This window comes from Polyangium jinanense (genome assembly GCF_028435365.1).
Window position 1 is genome coordinate 28567 of sequence record NZ_JAGTJJ010000015.1, and the last position, 19837, is coordinate 48403.

The following is a 19837-nucleotide window of genomic DNA, read 5'->3' on the forward strand; positions in this document are numbered from 1 at the left end:
AGCGCTTCATTTCAAGATCACGAGTCGATAGAGTGCGCGCCTCATGAAGAGGTCCCTGCTCCGCCGGACGAGCGCCGGTTCCTCGCTCGTCGCGCTCGCCGCGCTCGCGGCCGCCGCCTGCTCGTCCACGCCGCCGCCCCCGCCCAAGCCCATCGCCAAGCCGACGCCGCCCCTGATGGTGGCCGCGCCGGCGCCCCTGCCGCCGTCGCGCTGGGCGTCCGCGGGCGGCGCGACCGAGGTGGGTCCGAAGCTCGACGCGGGCATGCTCGTCCTCGTCGGCGGGCGCCGCGCGATCGTGGGCAAGGACGGCTCCGTGAAGGCCGAGACCGCGCCCTCGCCCGAGCCGCTCGAAGAGGTGGTCGAGGTCCCGATGCCGAACGGCGGCCGGCGCCTCGTGGCGCGGGGTCATCGCGGGATCTACCGGCTCGACGACCCGCTCGGCGCCCCGAAGCCCCTCGCCCAGTCGGAGCAGGACATCCGCGGGATCGGCGCGTACATGGGCCTCGTCGCGGTGTGGACCTTCGGCGCCGACATGCCTCGTTTCGTCGACGTGGAGACGGGGCGCCTCAAGCCCGTGACCACGCTGCCGCCCCTGCCGCTGCGCTCGGTCGCGTTCCGCGACGCCAAGGAAGGCGCGGGCCTCTTCGACGGCGTGGGGCTCGCGGTCACGGCCGACGGGGGCGCGACGTGGAAGCGCGTGACCGAGGACGTGAAGGGCGACGCGCTCCGCGTGTTCGAGCTCGCGGTGCGGGACGGCATGATCCGCGCGTTCGTGTACGACGAGGGTCGCGACGCGCCGATCGACGTGGCGCAGGCGCGTCTCGGGCGGCTCGCGGATCACACGCCCAAGGACGACGATCCGGCGCTCGTGAAGTGGATCCGCGCGACGCACCGCGATCCCCTGGCCGCCGCGGCCGCGTCGGGCGTGTTCTTGCCCGACGGCAGCGCGATCGTGGCGAGCCACGGCATGGTCGCGCGCGTCGACACGAAGACCGGCATGGTCACGGCCGCCGCGGAGTTCGCGCGTGGCGACGGGCTCGGCGCCTGTGGCATGAGCCGCGCCGGCAAGAACGCGTGGATGGCCTGCTCGCTCAGCGAGGACATGGGCGGCGATCGGTACGATCCGTTCGGCGTGATGCGCGTCTCGCTCGAAGGCAGCAGCTTGAAGCCGGAGCGCCCCGCGCTCATCCGCAGCGGCGAGGCCGAGCTCCGTACCTCGCCGAGCGGCGGCGTGCTTTTGCTCGGCCCCTGCAGCTCCGACGACGACGGCGAAGTCTGCGCGCGCCAGCCCGACGGCCGCTGGCTGACGATGCGCGGCGAGATCGACCTCTTCCCGCGCGGCGCCGGCCCGCTCTCCGACGGCCGCATCGCGTTCGTGCGCAACCTCTGGGAGGGCGACGTGCCCGAGTCCGAGCGCCGCGACGACGAGGAAGCGGCGCGCGAGGAGGAGGAGGAAGAGAGCGAGGGGTCGCGTGAGGGCGAGGGCGAGGGCGATCACGAAGACAAACCCGTCCCCGAGCACAAGCGCGTCTACGTCGCCGCGCTCGGCGAGGGCGGCAAGGAGGAGCGCATCGCCACGCTCGATTTCCGGCCGATCGGCGAGCTCCGCGTGATCAGCGCGATCGAGGAGGACGACGAGCACACGCTCTCCTTCGTGATGGCCGACGACGACGGCGTCTACGCGGTCTCGCAGCCGACGGGCTCGGGCAAGGAGGCGCGCAAGCCGCACCGGATCCAGGGCGCGTCGAGCGCGCGTATCCGCGGCGGGCGCGGCATCGCGGTCGGCGACGACGCGATCAGCGCGTCGAGCGACGGCGGCAGGACGTGGCAGAGCGTGCCGCTGCCCGAGAGCGTGCGCGCATCGCTCTCCGACGTGACGGGCCTGCTCGACGATCCCACCGTGTTCAGCACGTCCGAGGTCGGCATGATGCTCGACCGGCACGTGCGGATCGGCTGGGGCACCGAGGAGCCGCGCGAGGATCGCGCCGAGGCTCCGTTCGACGTGACGATCCCGCGCGCCGAGACGAGCTACGGCGCGGGCGCGGAGCGCGTGCTCGCGTGCAATACCGAGGGCCCGGTCCAGGCCACGGCGCCGCTCACGAGCTCGAGCTTCATCGTGCAGCTCCTCGGCAAGAAGGGCGCGCCGCCCAAGGGTACGCGCAGGGCGCAGAGGGCGGCCCCCACGGCGCGCAACGGGCTCATGGACGTGATCGCGCTCCTGGAGGAAGAGGGACCGGACAAACCCGGCTCGGAGCCGGCGAAGTGGACGCTCTCGTGGCACGACGCAGCCGAGCTCGGCGGCAAGGTGCGCTCATGGAGCGGCCCGCCGCCCAAGGGTACGGGCTGGGGCACGGAGCTCCGCGCGGCGGCGGGCTCGGGCGCGCGGGCGCTCTTCACGCTGCGCGTGGGCAGCTCGAAGAACGTGCTCGTCCGCACGAAGGCCGGCGGCGGCGTGGAGACGGCCGAGGTCGGCTTCGACCTTTTGCCGTCGAACGAGGTCGTGTTCGGCGCGGACAAGGGCGAGCCGATCGCGTGGATGCGCGACACGGCGCTCGTCGTGTGGATCTCGGGCGAGGCGCCGCGGATCATCGGTCACGTGGCGGCGCGGAGCTCGCGCACGCTCGGCGAGCCGACGAAGGACGGCGTCCCGGTCCTTTTGAGCTCGTACGACTGGAGCGCGATGCGGGTCTTCCCGATCCCGCCGCCCGAGAAGAAGGGCGCCCCCGCGCCGCTGCCGCTCGCGCCGACGCTCGAGGGCTGGGCGACCGTGCCGAACATCCGCAACCAGATCGGCAAGCTCGCGCCGTGCGCGGCGAAGCCCAAGGCAGGCGTGCGGTTCTTCGTGACGCGCGGGTATGCCCGGGCTCTGGTGGACGGGGCAAACGGCTCGCTCGCCTCGGCGCTCTACGACGTGCGCCTCGCGGGCAACGACGCCTGCATCGCGCAGGTGTCCACGCTCTACGCGCCGGATCGAGCCTCGGTGCGGCCTCCTCCGCCGCCGACGACCGGCAAGGGCGCGGTGCCCGCGAAGAAGGGCCCGATCACGTTCGTGCGGGCGGATTTCCTGGGCAAGAAGGCCGAAGGCGGCGATCGCGGTCTGCCCGCAAAGGACCAGGTCTTCAAGCTCTCCTGCACGCTCGAAGATCGGAAATGAGGAAAGGCCGGCCGGTTTTGGGTCTCCGTGGTACGGAAGGCCCGTCCTCCAACGAAGGTGTTCGTCATGTCTGATCGACATCCCCACCATCCCCACGAGCCGCCGCGCGCCGTCCGGGACCTGAGCGACGGCGTCGAGGACCAGCTCGTACCGATCACGGCGCTGGATCCGCTGCAGATCAAGAGCTTCGACGATCTCGTCACGGCCATGGGCCGCACAGCCTTCAGCGGCCGCTCGCTCGGCGAGGCATGTGACGTGCTGACGGAGATGACGCTCGATCCAGAGTGCCTGATCGTCGCGACGTTCTCCGGCGCAATGACGGTCGCGAAGATGGGTCTCGTCATCGTCCGCATGATCGAAGCCGGGATGATCCACGCGATCATCTCCACAGGCGCGCTCATGGCGCACGGGCTCAGCGAGGCCGTGGGGCTCACGCACTACAAGGCGAACCCGAACGTGCCAGACGAGGTGCTCTTCCAGAAGGGCTACAACCGCGTCTACGACACGCTCGAGATGGAGAAGAACCTCAACACGATCGACGAGTTCGTCCGGGCAGAGCTCGACAAGCTCGACCCGAACGTGCCGTGGTCGAGCGAGATGATCTGTCGCCAGCTCGGCAAGGCGCTCGCAGAGATGGGCGACTCACCGGGCATCCTGCGCAGCGCCTATCTGCACAACGTGCCCGTGTACGTTCCGGCCTTCACGGACAGCGAGATGGGCCTCGACGTGGCGGTATGGAAGCTCCGGCAGATCCACGCCCAGCACGGGAACGACCCGAACTTCGATCCGTTCAAGCACGCGGCCCCGCCAGCATACAACCCGTTCCTCGATCTGCTGAGCTACGCGAAGCTCATCGGAACGAAGAAGAAGCTCGGCATCTTCACGATCGGCGGCGGCGTGCCGCGCAACTGGGCGCAGCAGGTCGGGCCATTCTACGACATCGTAGGCCACCGGCTCGGCGTGGAAGTAGAGCACCCGCGCTTCCAGTACGGCGTGCGCATCTGCCCCGAGCCCGTGCACTGGGGCGGGCTGTCGGGCTGCACCTACTCGGAGGGCGTGAGCTGGGGCAAGTTCGTCCCGCCGAACGAGGGCGGCCGCTACGCCGAGGTATACGCGGACGCGACCGTCGCATGGCCGCTCATCGTACGCGCGGTGCTCGAGCGGCTGGAGAAGCGCCGGGCCCACGCCGAGGCGGCCAAGTAGGACCTCCTCATCATAAGCCGCTGCGCTGGGGCGTTGCCCCAGGCCCCACCAGGGGCTCTCCGCCCCTGGACCTGGACCAGCGCAAGCGCTGGACCCGGGGTCGATGAACTGCGCAATGCGCAGTTCATCGAACAGGCCGAGGCAAGACCACGAGCGACCCTGCCAACCAAGAACGCCGCGACCGGCAACGCTGTCGCTGGTCTTGCCACCGGCCCGTGGAAGAACAGCGCACCGCGCAGTTCTTCCAACACGAGTCCAGGGCTTGCCCGGGGTCGGGGCGAGGGGCGAACAGCCCCCGCGGGGGCCGGGGCCGCGCCCCGGCGCGGCGGCCCAAGCTAGGGTGTGAGTTTCCCGCGCGGATCTTTCCGCCGCGCCCACTCGCACATCACCATGCCCGCGGCGATCGCCACCGGGTAGGAGTGGTTGATCCCGTACATTGGAATCGCGAGGATTTGGCTGCACGCGCTGAGCAGCGTGTCCGAGAGCCCGTCGTTCTCGCTGCCGAACAGGAACACGAGACCGTCCGGCATCTCCGCTTCCCAGAGCGTCGTGCGCGCGTGATCCCGCTCGACGCCGATCAGCGGGCGACCACGCACGGCTTCGAGAAAGGCCTGCTCGTCGGGGCACTCGACGATCGTCTCGTACTTCGCCATCCCCATCGCGGCGCGCTCGTACCAGGGCTCCGTGCCCACGAGAAAGATCTCGCGGACCAGAAACGAGTGCGCTGTGCGGATGATCGCCCCGATGTTGAACGGGTTTTTCGCGCGGCAGACGGCGATCGAGAACGGGTGACGGATGGGCGCGAGCTCGTCGCGGATCTCCTCGGTCGACAGGTGGAACGCAGGGACCTTCACGGCTCAGTCGACTTGCCCGAACTCGGCGAATGTCGGGTAGATGGGCCCCTCGCGCAAGGTCACGCTCGCCGTCGCCCCGTCTGCGTGCCGCAGCACCACGGGCAGGCCGTCCGAGGGGATCGAGTTGAACGCGCTCCGCACCGCGTTGCTGCTCATCGTCTTCACGTCCTTGCCGTTGATCTGCACGACCTCGTCGCCTGGCTGCGCGCCCGCGCGCTCGGCTGGGCTGCCGCCGATCATGCGCGTGAGAAAGCACGTATCCGTGCGCAGCTCGAACCAGAGCCCGAGCCCGTACATCGCGTGCGCGCGCTCGTAGGCGAGGACGACCTCGCCGGCGCCCGGCACGTCGAGCCGGATGCGATCGCCGAGCACGAGGTCCTCGGTCGGGCGGAAATCCTTCACCCCGATCGGCTTGTCCGTGACGGTGTTCGCGTCCCAGATCTCCACGCGCATCTTGTCTGCGGACGAGACCTGGAAGTTGCCGCGCGGCGAATCGTCCCAGCTCGGCTCGAGTGTCTCGTTCTTCGGGTTCGTCCGCAGAACCTCTTGATCGTTGATGTAGAGCTTGGCGTAGGGATCCGGCAGCTTGCCGATGGCTTGCTTCCAGGTCCTGCCGTCGCGCATCGAGTCCTTGATCGTCCCGGAGACGAGGCGGATCCAGCGCAGATCGTCGGGCGGCGGCGGATCGAGCGCCTGCTCTGCGGTGATCTTGCGGATGTTGGTCCCGATCTCGGGATACAGCGCGACGCATCCGGCCTGGAGCGTCGCGGCGGCGAGGGCGCTCGCGAGCACGAGCGCGGAGGCGAGTCTTTTCGTGTTCATCGCGGAGGGGAAATTCGAGCCGGCGTCACGGAAGCGTCCCGGGCACCCTGGCCAAGGACGAAGCTCCTGTCTATCAGAGATCGAAGGGCGCTGCGGGAGCCGCCCGATGGCGGCGCCCTGCCTCTCCCCATGGCGTTCGGGCTTGCAGCCCGAATGCCGGCCGGCAAGCGAAGCTGTGACTTGCCCGGACGCCTCCGTTTCATCACAAAAAGGGAGCAGGCTCCGTCCATCCCCACGTTCTCACCGCGCCGCGGAGAGGGAAGGGAACACCATGGCTCGTCTCGTCGGCTTCGTCGGCAACCGTCCGGACCTCGGGGCACGAGTCCTCGAGCTCGAAGCGCGCCACCTCGTGGTGCACAAGCAGCCCGATCGCATCCCGGGCTGGGGTGTCGGCTTCTACCAGGGTGGCGAGATCCTCTTGAAACGCCGCCCCATCGACGATCGTCCCCAGATCAACGTCGCCGAGATGACCCATGGCCTGCGCGCCGACACGTTGATCGCGCACGTGCGGCTCGGGACCGTCGGCGGCTCGCGCACGGAGAACACGCATCCGTTCCGCTACCGGCAGTGGCTCTTCGCGCACACCGGCACGATCGAGGCGTTCTCCACGCTGCGCGGCCGCCTCTCGGACTCGCTCCCGCAGTTCCTCCAGCGCGACGTTCGGGGCGAGACGGACAGCGAGCTACTCTTTCACCTGTTCCTCTCCTTCCTCCACGACGCCGGCGTCCTCGAGCGTCAGGACGTACCGCCGGAGGCGGCGCGCAGCGCGCTTCGTTCGAGCATCGCGCTCGTCGACGGGCTCTCGGCCGAGGAGGGCAAGGGCCCGAGCCGCATGAACCTGCTCGTCGCGGCCCCCGATTACGTCATCGCCATGCACGGGGGCGGCCGCATGGTTCGCCGCGTTTTCCAGGGCGCCTCGGACCTCGAGCGGATCCTCGGCGACGGCGGCCTCGGACGCATGCGCCTGCCCGACTTCGCTTCGTGCCGCCTCTCGATCCTCGCCTCCGACTTCGACGACGACCGGACGCCGCCCGGATGGACGGCCGTCCAGGACCGTGCGATCGTCACGCTCACCCGCACGGATGAGCCTCTCGTCGAGCCGATCTGACTTGCCAAAAAGCACGCGCGCCACCGCGGCGGCATGCGCGCTCCTGTTCGTGGGCCTCCTCGGCTGTGGAGGCGCGGGGACGCCTCTGTTCGCCACGACCTCGGAGCTGCCCGAACAATCCCGCAGACCGGACGGCGTCGCGGTGGATCCGGCGAGCGCGCCGCCACGAGCCAGGGACGTCGCGAACGCGGGGGCGGGGCTCGTCACACTGCGCACGCCGCTCGGAACGGAGGCCGTTCTTACGACGGTGAACGGTTTTTTCCGGGCGATCGTGAACGAGGACATGGAGGCGCTCGAAGCGCTCTTCACGCGGGACGCTCTGTCGATCAGCACGACGTACGGCCCGAACAGCAGCGCGCCCTCGGCGCCGCTCTTCTGGACGCAGCGCATGCGCCGGCTCGACTACACGAAGCTCGCGGGCGAGGTCGTCTTCCGCGAGGCCGAGCTCGAGGTGTACCGCGCCGAGGATGCGCTCACGTCCTCGCCACACCCGGCGATCCGCGTCGAGGCGCTCTCGGCAGGGGACGTCGTGGTGCGCGTGCCGATCGCAGCATCCCGCGCGGGATCGGATCGGCTGCTCGGCGACGAGGTCGTGCTCTGGCTGCGCCGCGAGGGCGAGCGCTACCGGATCTACCGGATCGTCGAAGATTTCCAGATGCCTTGAGAACCTGGCGCCTGGTTTGCCCGACCTCGCTCGGGTGGCCACAATGCCTACCATGAGTCGCCTCAAGGTCGCGTTCGTGGCGTCGGGCGGGGCCGTACGAGGTCTCGCCCACCTCGGGGTCCTCAAGGCCTGCGAGGAGCTCGGGGTCTTGCCGGAGATCTTCGTCGGCACGAGCTCCGGCGCGCTCGTCTCCGCGACATATGGCCAGGACATCCCGCTCGATGTCCTGCTCGACGCGTACCGCCTCCCGTGGCGCCGCCGTCACCGGGGCCCTCGGCTCTTCCCGTCGACGTTCATCGGCCTACCGAGGCCGCGGGAGCTCCTCGATCCGGGCCACCTCGTCTCGGGGATCTTCTCGGCGGACCGGCTGGAAAACTACCTCTCGAGCTTTTTGCCCATCAACGATTTCCGCAAGCTCCCGAACGCCGTGTTCGTGACCGCCGTGGACATCGACTCGGGCGAACGCGTGGTGTTCGGACCGGGCTACGACGAGACGACGCCGATCAGCCGAGCGGTCGCGGCAAGCTGCTGCGTGCCCGGGATCTTCCGCCCGTTCCGCATCGGCAACCGGTACTTCGTGAACGGCGAGGTCGCACGCACGCTCTCGGCGGACATCGCGATCGCGGCGGGGGCGGACGTCGTGATCATCTCGAACGTGTACAAGCCGGAGCGCGTGCGCGAAGGGCGGCGCAGCCTGGCGCGGCGCGGCCCCTTCCCCGTCCTGCGCCAATCACTCAGCGTGCTGCTCACGGAGAAGGAGCGGCAGGGCGTGGAGCTTTACGGAAAACTCCACCCGCACGTCACATTTCTCGACATCGCACCAGAGCTCGGTCCATTCAGCTACCTGAACCGCTTCGCAGTGCGCTCACTCGTGCTGCGGGGATATCGGCAGGCACTCAGGGTGCTGGCCGATGCGAAGGAGAAGGGCCTGTTCGACCGGACGAACAAGCTCGCGCGTCCGTTGAACTGAGCCTTGAGGCCGCTGCGCCGGGGCGCTGCCCCGGGCCCCGCGGGGGCTGTTCGCCCCTCGACCCGAACCAGGGCAAGCCCTGGACCGGTGGTGGAAGAACTGCGCTCCGCGCAGTTCTTCCAACGGGCCGGTTGAACCGCGTCGCCAGTCGAAAGGGCAGCGCGGCTGTCTTGGTTGGCAAGGTGGTTGGCAGTCTTGCCTCGGCCTGTTCGATGAACTGCGCATCGCGCAGTTCATCGACCCCGGGTCCAGCGCTTGCGCTGGTCCGGGTCCAGGGGCGGATAGCCCCGGTGGGGTCTGGGGCAAAGCCCCAGCGAGGCGCCTTCTTAGGGGCACGATGGTCCCCGCGCGCGTTATTTCCTCGGCTCCCACGCCGCGACCGCCGCGCGCCACGCCTCCGCGTCGCGCAGCGGCGATTTGTTCGTGAGCTCCGCCTGCATCTGGATCTGCATGAGCTGCTCGTCCGTCGCGTACGCGAGGTGCACGACGCTCGTCTGCTCGGTGAGGTTCCGGCACCAGACACACGTCCCCTGCACCCACACGCGCTCGGACTCGATGAGCACCTGCACCTTGCCCATCGAGCCTTCGAGCTTCTGCGCGCCCTCCGGCAAGCCCGTGTGTCGACCCACGGTCACGATGCCGACGTGACCATCCTTCCCGCATCCAGCATACGGGGCCGCGTAGTCCGTCTTCTGGTCCGGCGGAGGGCAAGGCTTTCCGAGCTGCGCGAACTCCTGAGGCAGAGGCGCAAGGGCGTTCGGCGTCTCGGCGGGCGGCTCGGGGCGAATGGAGCCGTCGTCCGCCGACGCGCAGGAGAGGGAGAAACCAGCGAGGAAGAGGGTCGCAACAAGGAAGGCGCGCATGCACCTCCCTAGCACGCGAGGTGGGTCACGGACAGGGCATGTACACGGACGCGCTCGCGTTCGAGGTGACGTAGACGCGCATGTACGTGCCGTGCACGTGGACGCTGCTGACCTCGATCTTGTGGACCTGGGCCTTCATGCAGCCCTGGCCGCTCGCGAACGAGATGTCGTTCGAGAGCTTGTCGCGCACCGACTTGAGCCGCTCGCCGATGTCGAGCCGGAGCGCATCCCGCGCCTGATCGCGGATCTTGTCGGCATCCATGGAGGCCTTGAGCTTGAAGAGGAAGCTCTTCGTCTCGATCGTCGGCTCGAGGTCCGGGATGCGGAGCTCGTTGTCCACGACCGTCGGGTGGCCCGTCATGAAGAGGTCACCGTCGAGGTCCAAGCTGACGGGGTTGTCGACATGCCCCGCGATGTGGAGCTTCAAGACGAGCTGATCCTTCGCGGCGTAGATCTCGGGCTTCTCCATGTAGAGCTTCGGGTGCTCCTTCGAGAAGAAGAACTTGCCGTCGGTGAAGACGAGGCCCATCGCCTTCGCAAGCTCGTCATACTTGGCAACGATCGGCACGGTGACGGAGAACGGGCCCGGCTGGAGCGTGGCCACGTTGGCAAGCGGCGGGAGCTTGGCGTCAGGATTCGGTGGCTGGCAGGGGATCGTGACCGAAGGCGCAACGACGAGCGCAAGGTCCTTCTCGAACCCACCCGCAAGGACCGTCGGCCCCGCCTCGACGGAGACGACCTGGAGCGCCGCGCAGCCGTTCGCATTCCCAAGCGGGAGCTCGATGGGTCGCGCAAGGCGGCCATGAGCCTCGGCAAGCGTCGGATAAAGGTCGTACTCGAACGCCTCGAGCTTTTCCTTCACCGCCGACTTGACCTTGCCAAGGATGTCCGCCGCCGCATCCGCAGCCTTGATGACGCGGTCATCGCTCTTCACGTTGACCTCGAGCGATTGCAGCTTCGCCTTGTACTCACTCGTGACGACAGGCTCGGCAAGGATCGAGAACTCGAGCGGGACGTCGAGGCTGCCAATGGGCATGTCGGCGTTCGCATCGACATGCAGGTCGAGCGCGATGCGGCCCTGGTTGAAGCGGACCGCGATGGCCCCACGCGTCCAGGTGTACTTGCGCTCGTTGCCAAGCATCGGGAACGTGCCATCCCCCGTGCGCGGGACAGCCGTCTCGAGCTCACGCTGGAGCGCAGCCCCCGTGATCGTCGCATGCACGACGACACGCGAAGGAACCGGATCAGAGACAGGCTCGCCAGGCGTAGCCGGCGGCCGAGGCGGATACACCGGCGTGCCCGCACCGCACCCAGCAGAGACAACAACAGCGGCGAGGAGGACGGCGATCGAGGTTCGCGACATGCGTGCCAAAAAAGACGGACAGGCGGCGCGTGTCAACGGGTCTCATGTGGAAGGCGCCTCGCCGGGGCGCCGCCCCGGGCCCCGCGGGGGCTATCCGCCCCTCGACCCGGACCAGGGCAAGCCCTGGACCTCTGGGCATCGACTGCGCTTCGCGCAGTCGATGCGGGGGAAATTTTTGTAGCTGTCCGCCCCCCTTTGCAGGGCAAGCCCTGGACCGATCGGGGAAGAACTGCGCGATGCGCAGTTCTTCCCACAGGCCGGTGGCAAGACCGGGGACAGTGTTGCCAGTCACGGCGGTCTTGGCTGGCAGGGTCGTCGTTGGTCTTGACCTGACCTGTTCGATGAACTGCGCATCGCGCAGTTCATCGACCCTGGGTCCAGCGCTTGCGCTGGTCCGGGTGCAGGGGCGGATAGCCCCTGCTGGGGCCTGGGGCAACGCCCCAGCGCAACGCCCCCCGTCAAGATTGCCCCGCCAAACGATTAAGGCGGGTGTAATTTTCTTCGCGCGAAGGGCGTTGCGGAGGCGGGGCTTGGCTTGGTAGGGTCGAGACATGGCGGGCGCGGAGAAAGCCTTCACGTGGCTCTTCGGCGCGGGGGAGCGCCAGGGTGGGTACCCGGAGACGTTCGACGACGAGCTCGCTTTTCAGTCGTGGAAGATCTTGCGCGTCTCGGGGCTCATCTGCGCGCTTGCTTGGCTGCCGTATCTGCGGCTCGACGCGGCGCTCCATCCTGAGCTCCCGTCGCTCTTGCTCCTTCGCTTGAGCCTCACCTTTGCGGGTGCGTTGACGATCGCCTTCTCGTTCTTCCCTTCGGCGCCGCGCCACGCGAGTCGCGCTCTCTTCGCGCTCTGCGTGTGCCTCGAGTGCGCGACGGGGCTCATCACGGGGCTCACCAGCGGCAAAGGCCCTTATCTCGGCGGGTTCATGTTCGTGCTCATGCTCGCGCCGCTCGCGCCCGTCCGGCGGCGGTACGCGTGGGGCATGCTCGGCGCGGCGATCCTCGTCTTCTGGGTGACGGGCATGCTCGCGGGCATGGGCTTCGAGGGGCCCGAGCGCAACTATGCGCTCCAGGACCTCAGCGCTGCGGCGCTCGTCTCCGGCGTCTTCGTGCACCTGAGTGACCGGCTGCGGCAGCAGGGCTGGGCCAAGGGGAGCACGGTCCAGCGCCAGTCCGAGGAGATCGCGCGGGACAAGGCGAAGATTGACTCGCTCCTCTGCAACATCCTGCCTTCGCCGATCGCTTCCGAGCTCACGCGCGAGGGCTCGGTCAAGCCTGTGTTCCACGAGGAGGCGACCATCGTATTCGCTGATTTCGTGGGCTTCACGGCGAAGGCTGCGACCATGCCGCCCGAGGCGCTCGTCGCCATGCTCGATGCCTACTTTTGCCGCTTCGATGCGATCGCGGATCGCTCGGGGGTGGAGAAGTTGAAGACCATCGGCGATGCGTACATGGTGGCGGCGGGGCTGCCTTCGCCGACGCGGACGCATGCCGTGGATGCTTGCCTCTTTGCGCTTCGGATCCGGCGCGACGTGGAGGGGCATGAGGCGCACTTCCAGGGCGTGCGCATCGGCGTGCACTCGGGGCCGCTCATGGCGGGCATGGTCGGTGCGAAGAAGTTCGCCTATGACGTCTGGGGCGACACGGTGAACACGGCGAGCCGCATGGAGTCGTCGGGGGAGCTTTGGCGCATCAACGTCTCGCGCACGACGTACGAGCGGGTGAAGGACTTCTTCGAGCTCTCGGCGCGCGGGGCGGTGTCGGTGAAGGGCAAGGGCGAGCTCGACATGTATTTCCTGGAGCGCATCTTGCCGGCGCTCAGCCAGGACGAACGGGGCGTCGAGCCGAACGAGGTGTTCTGGGAGCGCTACCGCGCGCTGCAATCGAATGTGCTTGTCTCGGAGGGCGATCCCCGGAAGGATGAGCCCCGCGCACGATGACGACCGAAGTCGAGGATGGGCCCGCGATCCCCAAGGCTGCCCCTGCCCAGGCAGCCGCCAGGTACCCGAAGTCGATCCCGTCCATCATCGGGAATGAGGCGTGCGAGCGCTTCAGCTTCTACGGGATGCGGAACATCCTCACGGATTTCCTGATCGGGTATCTCCTGCTCGGCCTCGTCGAGAAGGACCGGGCCGGGGCCGCGAAGGAGGTCTTCCACGTCTTCGTGATGGGCGTTTATTTCTTCCCGCTGCTCGGCGGGTGGATCTCGGATCGCTTCCTCGGCAAGTATCGCACGATATTCTGGCTCTCCCTGCTCTACTGCGTGGGGCACGGCTGCCTCGCCGTCTTCGAGGCGAACAAGACCGGGTTTTACGCGGGCCTCTTCCTGATCGCGCTCGGCTCGGGCGGCATCAAGCCGTGCGTGTCGTCGTTCGTCGGCGACCAGTTCGACCAGACGAACAAGCACCTCGCGCGTGGGGTGTTCGAGGCGTTCTACTGGGTGATCAACTTCGGCTCGTTTTTCGCGTCGCAGCTCATGCCGCGGGCGCTCAAGCACTGGGGGCCGAGCATCGCGTTCGGGATCCCGGGCATCTTGATGTTCATCGCGACGCTCATCTTCTGGATGGGGCGCAAGACGTACGTGGTGGTCCCCCCCTCCCCCGCCGATCCCCATTCCTTCGGCAGCATCGCGTGGACGGCGCTGCAAAAGGGCCGCGGGGCGGGGCGCGTGCTCGCGGGCCTCGGCTTGCTCGGGTTCGTTGGTTCTTTTTTCCTGATCCCGACGCTCGGGTTCGTCGCGTCGTTTTGCCTCGCGATCGTGGCCTTCCTCGTGTTCGCGGGCCCGGGCGTGCTGCTCTCGCTCGAAGCGGCGCGCGGCGTGCACCCGGACGAGGACGTCGAGGGCGTGCGATCGGTGCTGAAGGTGCTCGTGGTGTTCGCCCTCGTCACGCCGTTCTGGTCGCTCTTCGATCAGAAAGCCTCGACGTGGATCATCCAGGGCAAGGCCATGGTGCTGCCCGGGTGGAGCATCCTGGAGACGGCCTCGCAGATGCAGGCGATCAATCCGCTGCTCGTGATGCTGCTCATTCCCTTCAACAATGCCGTCACGTATCCGCTGCTCCGGAAGATCGGCCTCGACCCGACGCCGCTCCGGCGCATGACGGCGGGCATCGCGATCGCGGGCGTGTCGTGGATCGTGATCGGCGTGATCCAGCGCTGGATCGACGCGGGCGAGCAGGTCTCGATCCTCTGGCAGCTCCTGCCGTACACGATTCTGACGCTCGGCGAGGTTCTGGTCTCGACGACGGGCCTCGAATTCGCCTACAGCCAGGCGCCGGCGAAGATGAAGGGCACGCTGATGAGCTTCTGGTCGCTGTCGGTCACGGTCGGCGGGCTCTGGGTGCTGATCGTGAACGCGGGTATGAAAAACGAGCGTCTGACGAGCGCCATCACGGCGCAGACGGGCCTATCGACGACCGCGTTCCAGATGTTCTTCTTCGCGGGCTTCGCGTTCCTCTTCGCGCTTGCGTTCGGCGCGTACGCGACGCGGTACAAGAGCGTGGAGCATTATCGGAAGGCGTGAGGCTTCACGGCGGCAGCATGTGATAGATGAATGCGGTGCTGTTCCCGTCTCTCCATCGCTTGAAGGACACGCCGCCGCTGTCGCTGGAGCTGAACTGCCACCCCTTGCTGGGCGCCCAGAACTTCAAATACTCGATCACCTCATGGGGGACGGCCGTGGCCCCCGTCGTGTCCCCGGGCGCGGGCGACCCCCACCAGGCCCCGCGGTTCTTCGAGGTACCGTCCCAGGTCGCGAACTGCGTGTTCATGTCGGCATAGACCTGCCGCGCCAGGCGCTCCGCCGGTGACACGTATCGCCTGGGCCTGACGCCCTGCGCCTGAAACTGCTGCCACGCATGAGCCGCGGCCTGATGGGTCACGGTGCCGTTGCGCATCCCATAGACCCTGTTCTCGAGCGTGAAGAACGCGTTCAACCAGTCCTGATCGAGCTTCCCGTGCGTGTTCTCGCGCCACGCCATCCGCGCGTCGTACGCGTCCAGGTACCCCTCCATGAGCTCGTCCTGGGTCGGCAGCGCCATCATGGGCTGCACGGGCCCGGCCTCGCGTGCCCGCGGCGCTCCGACCGTGGCCGGATGCGGGGGACGGGCCGAGGAGGGCCGGGCCGAGGAGGGCTGCACGGAACGGCTGGGAGAGACCGTCGCCGCGTGCGGAGGCCGCGACGGCGCCTTCGGCTGCACGGAACGGCTGGGAGAGACCGTCGCCGCGTGCGGAGGCCGCGACGGCGAGGCGATGCCTCGGGCCAACTTGGGGGGAGCCATGGCAATGAATGCTACCCACGCCGCAGGGCGCGCCGCCAATTTCCGACCGATGCGTCGCACCAGGGCACGGCACGGCGCCGGCCCCCCCCGCGCTACCCCGCTGCCACCACCGCCGGTTCCCCCTCGCCCTCCGTGCGCTCGACATCCGCAAGCAAAAAGATCCGGCGATCGATCGCGGGACGTAACACGGCGAGGCGCGGGTCCCCGTCGACGTGCGCGAGCAGCGCGCGAGCGGCGTCGCGGTATTCGTCGAGCGTGAGATCACCCCGACAGACGAGAAGTCGCAGCAGAATGGCGGCCTCGGAGGCGACGTCGGCGAGGTTGTAGCGGCGCACGGCGTCGCGGCCCTCGGGGCCCTTCGCCCAGAGGCCCTCGACGTCGGAGCCGTCGACGCCGACTTTGCCCGGCCAGCCGCAGAGGCACGCGAACGAGGCCATGCGCGCGGCGCGGCCGGCGCCACGAAAGCTCACGGCGTCTTGCAGGTCGACGTGCTTGTTCCCGCGGTAGCGATCCTCGAAATCGCGATCCCAGAGCCACGGAGCCACGATGCCGTGGCGCACCGAGCGCGCAATGACGAGCGGCAGATCGAAGCCGCGGCCATTCCACGAGACGAGCACCGGGCGGCGCTCACCCACCATGCCGACGAAATCACGCAGGATGGCCGCCTCGTCGCCGCCCTCGGGGCCGCCGAGGAGCCGCGGGGGCTGCACGCGGACGTGGCCGCTCTCCACGACGAGCGCGAGGAGCGCGCCCGAGACGATGGCGAGGTGCGGCACGGCCGGGACGCGGTCCGGATCCGCGCCCTCGGGGAGGGGGTTGTCCTTGTCGAGGATCGCCTCGAAATCGAACACGACATACGCGGTCATGCCTGGAAGCCCCCGCGCTCCTCGGTGATCATCCGGACGATCTGCTCGAGATCCCGCGTCTCCTCCTCCCAGTACGCCTCGGTGCCGAAATGAGGGAACGTGCGCGGGAAGATGGGATCGTGAAAGCGGCGCGCGATCCAGGCCGCATAATGGACGCGGCGCAGGCCACGCAGGGGCGTCGCGAGGCGAAGGCTCTTTCGATCGAAGGCGCGAAGGGCCTCGTACCCTTCGAGGAAGCTCTCCAGCGCGATCCGCGCCTCGACGCCCTCGCCCGGCAGGAGGAGCCATAGATCCTGCACGGCCGGGCCCACGACCATGTCGTCGAAATCGACGACCGAGAGCACGCCGTCCCGCAGGAGCAGGTTGCCGAGGTGCAGATCGCCGTGAATGCGGTGGACGGGCGTGCCTTCGAGGCCCTCGTCGACGAAGTCCGCAATCGCGCGCGCGGCGCGCTCGTAGCGCGGGAGGAGGCGCGCAGGAATGCTTCCCTTGTCGCGGAGGAACGCGACGTTTTGCCGAACGAACGCGTCCGCATCGAGGCGGACGCGGTGCGCGGCGGGGCGCCCGGCGCCGACGTTGTGGATACGCGCGGCGAGCATGCCGAGGCGCTCGAGGAGGTCTGCATCGGGCTCGTCCGGCGCGCGGCCGCCCACACGCGGGAAGAGGCAATACGAGATGCCGTCGATCGTGCCGAGGGTGCCGCCGCCGCGGAGCGTTCGAGGGAGACAAACCGGGACCTCGGCCTCGGCGAGGTCGGCGAGGAAGAGGTGCTCTTCGAGGATCTGCTCGGGGCTCCAGCGACCCGGGCGGTAGAACTTGGCGACGAGTCGGGAGCGATCTTCGAGCTCGACCTCGTAGACGCGGTTCTCGAACGAGTTCAGCGGGTAGCAGAGGGGATTGACGGGAAACCCCGCGTCCTCGACGGCTTCGAGGACCTTGTGCGGGGTGAGCGAGAGGAAGAGGTCGGTCGTGTTCATGCGCGTCTCTTCGGGCGGGCCCGGAGCGCATGGGTGATACCATCACGGAGGGTGCCGCGCGTGGTCAGGCTGCCGAGATCGGCACCGAGATCGACGAGCGTGCGGGCGATCGAGGGCTGGATTCCCGTGATGACGACCTCGGCGCCAAGGAGGCGGATGGCCTGCGCGACCCGGACGAGCGCCTCGACGACCGACGCGTCCGCCTCGGGAACGCCCGTGACGTCCACGATGGCGACGCGCGCGCCCTGGGCGACCACACCCGCGGCGATGGTCTCCACGATGCCCGCGGCGCGGTCACCCGTGATGCGGCCGATGAGCGGCGCGACGAGGATGCCCTCGCCGATGGGGATGAGAGGCGTGGAGAGCGCGCGGAGGGTCGCTTCCTGGGCCTCGATGAGGCGCGCCTGAGCCTCGTTCTGCCGCTGTACTTCGTCCGCGTGCCTGCGCGCCGTGACGTCGACGACCGCGATCTGCGTGGCGTTCTCCCCCTCGAAGACGACAGGCCGCGCGGCGACGTCCGTGTAGATGATGGTGCCGTCCGCGTGGAGGTACCGCTCTTCGATCGGCGGGAGCGAGACGCGGCCCTCGCGGCTCTGTTGCAGGCGCGCGCGGAGGAGCTCGTGATCCTCGGGGTGCACGATGCGCATGACGTTCATCCCGACGAGCTCGTCGCGCGGTACGCCGAGGAGCCGCGACAGGGCCTCGTTGACCCAGAGGAACACGCCGCCCTTGTGCACGGCGAGCGGGAGCGGGGCGAGCTCGGTGAGGCCGCGCCAGCGCTCCTCGCTCTCGCGCAAGGCGCGCGTCGCATCCATCTCGGCCGAGATGTCCTGCGCGACCGCGAGGAACTGCAGGTTCTCGCCGCGCTCGTCGCGCAGGGCCACGCTGGAGAGGCGGACGTCCAAGGGATCGCCGTTCTTTCGGATGAACTGGTAGCGGACGTTCTCGACGTGCCCCGCTGCGCGCAGCTTCGGGATGTTCACCTCGACGGCGGTCTTGCGCGACGCCTCGGTGAGGAAATCGATGGAGTGGCGGCCGAGTACCTCGTCGCGGGTGTAGCCGAGCACGTCGAGCCAGTGATCACTCACGGCCGTGATGCGGCCCTCGCGGTCGATGGAGTGCATGATCGCAGGGGTGCGCTGGTAGAGGCGCTGGTATCGCTCTTCGAGGGCCTCGAAGGCGCGGCGCTCGGTGTCGCGGCGCTTCTCGTAGACAGCGACGGCCGTGCGCACGAGCTCGTCGGCGACCTGTTCGGCACGCTCGATGACCTGCCCTGCGAGCTCAGCCGTGGACAGGATGCGCAGGGCGCCGCGGGCCATGGCGCGGCGGCCGATGGAGATCCCGTGGAGGACCTCGAGGAGCGACGCGCCTTGCTCTTGCCTGCGCGTGAAGATCTCGATCCCGAAGGTGCGCAGCGCCTCGGGGTTCACCTCGTCGAGGGCATCGAGGTAAAGGTCGATCAAGCGGGCGGACATGGCGACCTGCGCGCTTCGCGGGAACTCGCGGTAAAACGGGGCCACCTCGAGGATCTCGACGATCAAGGTCTCGATGAGGTTCTCCCGCTCGGGGAGAAGCGCCGCCTTGAGCGCACTCGTATCCATGACTTCGGCTTTAGCATGCTGCCGCCGCGCCGGGCGATCCGGCCTTGCAGCCGGCTGCCGAGGCAGGTAGCCCTTGCAACATGAGCGAAGCGAACCCGAGCGGCCGAGCGGCCGGACACAGCCACGGACAGGGCAGCGAGGAACTCCCGGTCATCGATGTGAGCGAGCGCGGAGCCCCGCGTGACGGGAAGCCGCAGACGCAGGATCGGCGGCTGTTCATGCAGCTCTTGGTATTCCAGGCCGAAGCCTCGAACGCAGAGGGCGTGACGCGCAAGGCGCGCTCGATCCGCTCGGCCATCGCGAGCAAGGGTGTCGGGGTCGTGGTCTACGAGGACGTGAACGATCCCTCGAGCATCGGTCTGCTCACGTGGGGCGAAGATCCCGCGGTCTTCGTGGAGGTGGTCCGCCCGGCGATCCTCGACGAGGGCTCCGCGCCGCGTCTGCACCTTCGGCCCGACATGACCATGCTCGGGCGTACCTATTCGACGGGCTACGAGCAAGATCTCGAATTCTGGCTGCTCCGGCGGCCAGCGGAGACGGTGGCAAACCCGGCATGGCCGTGGGCAGTGTGGTACCCGCTGCGCCGGAGCGGGGCATTCGCGAAGCTCGAGCCGCGAGAGCAGGGCTCGATCCTGCGCGAGCACGGGACGATCGGGAAGGCCTACGGAGCAAAGGACCTGGCGCACGACATCCGGCTCGCATGTCACGGGCTCGACGCGCGAGACAACGAATTCGTGATCGGTCTCGTGGGCAAGGAGCTGCACCCGCTGTCGCACATCGTGCAAGCGATGCGCAAGACGCGACAAACGAGCGAGTTCATCAGCCAGATGGGGCCGTTCTTCGTGGGACGGGTTCTCGGCTGAAGCGTTTTCGCTGGGGCGTTGCCCCAGGCCCCACCAGGGGCTGTCCGCCCCTGGACCCGGACCAGCGCAAGCGCTGGACTCGGGGTCGATGAACTGCGCGATGCGCAGTTCATCGAACAGGCCGAGGCAAGACCGGCGACGACCCTGCCAATCAAGACAGCCGCGCTGCCATTTCGACTGGCAACGCCCGTGCCTGTGGGAAGAACTGCGCATCGCGCAGTTCTTCCCCTGAAGGTCCAGGGCTTGCCCTGG

The 19837-nt window shown here is 68.5% G+C and carries 16 protein-coding genes; 8 read left to right on the plus strand and 8 right to left on the minus strand.

The window, feature by feature from the left end; genetic code table 11:
- Window positions 1–43 precede the first annotated feature (43 nt).
- On the plus strand, window positions 44–3154 hold the full coding sequence (locus KEG57_RS24245; protein ID WP_272428174.1) for a hypothetical protein: 3111 nt from the start codon (window positions 44–46) through the stop codon (window positions 3152–3154).
- A gap of 66 nt (window positions 3155–3220) precedes the next feature.
- Entirely contained in the window at window positions 3221–4357 is a 1137-nt protein-coding gene (locus KEG57_RS24250; protein WP_272428173.1) for a deoxyhypusine synthase family protein, read from the plus strand.
- A 335-nt stretch (window positions 4358–4692) separates the two neighbouring features.
- Here the strand turns inward: KEG57_RS24250 and KEG57_RS24255 are convergent, their stop codons facing one another.
- Both KEG57_RS24255 and KEG57_RS24260 read right to left on the minus strand, forming a co-directional pair.
- Window positions 4693–5211, minus strand: coding sequence for a TrmH family RNA methyltransferase (locus KEG57_RS24255; protein ID WP_272458827.1), 519 nt, complete (start codon window positions 5209–5211; stop codon window positions 4693–4695).
- A 3-nt stretch (window positions 5212–5214) separates the two neighbouring features.
- The gene (locus KEG57_RS24260) at window positions 5215–6033 is read right to left on the minus strand and encodes a PDZ domain-containing protein (RefSeq protein ID WP_272458828.1); all 819 of its coding nucleotides are present in this window, start codon (window positions 6031–6033) and stop codon (window positions 5215–5217) included.
- A gap of 271 nt (window positions 6034–6304) precedes the next feature.
- Here KEG57_RS24260 and KEG57_RS24265 point away from each other — a divergent pair, with 271 nt between their 5' ends.
- Genes KEG57_RS24265 through KEG57_RS24275 form a run of 3 tightly spaced genes read left to right on the plus strand, consistent with a single transcriptional unit; the run spans window position 6305 to window position 8775 of the window.
- Entirely contained in the window at window positions 6305–7141 is an 837-nt protein-coding gene (locus KEG57_RS24265; RefSeq protein WP_272458829.1) for a class II glutamine amidotransferase, read from the plus strand.
- 1 nt (window position 7142) lies between these two features.
- The gene (locus tag KEG57_RS24270; protein ID WP_272458830.1) at window positions 7143–7805 is read left to right on the plus strand and encodes a hypothetical protein; all 663 of its coding nucleotides are present in this window, start codon (window positions 7143–7145) and stop codon (window positions 7803–7805) included.
- 52 nt (window positions 7806–7857) lie between these two features.
- Window positions 7858–8775 carry a patatin-like phospholipase family protein gene (locus KEG57_RS24275; protein WP_272458831.1) on the plus strand — a complete coding sequence of 306 codons (918 nt, stop codon included), beginning with the start codon at window positions 7858–7860 and terminating at the stop codon, window positions 8773–8775.
- Window positions 8776–9128: 353 nt separating this feature from the next.
- On the opposite strand, the gene KEG57_RS24280 is transcribed toward KEG57_RS24275, so the two are convergent.
- Complete coding sequence (locus tag KEG57_RS24280; protein ID WP_272423391.1) at window positions 9129–9638, minus strand: hypothetical protein; 510 nt, start codon at window positions 9636–9638, stop codon at window positions 9129–9131.
- A gap of 25 nt (window positions 9639–9663) precedes the next feature.
- Window positions 9664–11001: a DUF4403 family protein gene (locus KEG57_RS24285; protein WP_272423390.1), complete on the minus strand. Its 1338-nt coding sequence runs from the start codon at window positions 10999–11001 to the stop codon at window positions 9664–9666.
- 551 nt (window positions 11002–11552) lie between these two features.
- On the opposite strand from KEG57_RS24285, the gene KEG57_RS24290 reads away from it, so the two are divergent.
- Both KEG57_RS24290 and KEG57_RS24295 read left to right on the plus strand, forming a co-directional pair.
- On the plus strand, window positions 11553–12938 hold the full coding sequence (locus KEG57_RS24290; RefSeq protein ID WP_272423389.1) for an adenylate/guanylate cyclase domain-containing protein: 1386 nt from the start codon (window positions 11553–11555) through the stop codon (window positions 12936–12938).
- Window positions 12935–14521: a POT-type proton-dependent oligopeptide transporter gene (locus tag KEG57_RS24295; protein ID WP_272423388.1), complete on the plus strand. Its 1587-nt coding sequence runs from the start codon at window positions 12935–12937 to the stop codon at window positions 14519–14521. The genes KEG57_RS24290 and KEG57_RS24295 overlap by 4 nt, the downstream gene beginning before the upstream one ends.
- Window positions 14522–14525: 4 nt before the next feature.
- On the opposite strand, the gene KEG57_RS24300 is transcribed toward KEG57_RS24295, so the two are convergent.
- The 4 genes from KEG57_RS24300 to KEG57_RS24315 all read right to left on the minus strand — a co-directional run bounded on the left by KEG57_RS24300 (window position 14526) and on the right by KEG57_RS24315 (window position 18722).
- The gene (locus tag KEG57_RS24300; RefSeq protein ID WP_272423387.1) at window positions 14526–15050 is read right to left on the minus strand and encodes a hypothetical protein; all 525 of its coding nucleotides are present in this window, start codon (window positions 15048–15050) and stop codon (window positions 14526–14528) included.
- A 320-nt stretch (window positions 15051–15370) separates the two neighbouring features.
- Window positions 15371–16144: a ribonuclease H-like domain-containing protein gene (locus KEG57_RS24305; RefSeq protein ID WP_272423386.1), complete on the minus strand. Its 774-nt coding sequence runs from the start codon at window positions 16142–16144 to the stop codon at window positions 15371–15373.
- Window positions 16141–17121, minus strand: coding sequence for a serine/threonine protein kinase (locus KEG57_RS24310; protein WP_272423385.1), 981 nt, complete (start codon window positions 17119–17121; stop codon window positions 16141–16143). Before KEG57_RS24310 ends, KEG57_RS24305 begins: the two co-directional genes overlap by 4 nt.
- Window positions 17118–18722, minus strand: coding sequence for a PAS domain S-box protein (locus tag KEG57_RS24315; protein ID WP_272423384.1), 1605 nt, complete (start codon window positions 18720–18722; stop codon window positions 17118–17120). The genes KEG57_RS24310 and KEG57_RS24315 overlap by 4 nt, the downstream gene beginning before the upstream one ends.
- A gap of 80 nt (window positions 18723–18802) precedes the next feature.
- Here KEG57_RS24315 and KEG57_RS24320 point away from each other — a divergent pair, with 80 nt between their 5' ends.
- Window positions 18803–19585: a chlorite dismutase family protein gene (locus KEG57_RS24320; protein ID WP_272423383.1), complete on the plus strand. Its 783-nt coding sequence runs from the start codon at window positions 18803–18805 to the stop codon at window positions 19583–19585.
- The last annotated feature ends 252 nt before the right edge of the window (window positions 19586–19837 follow it).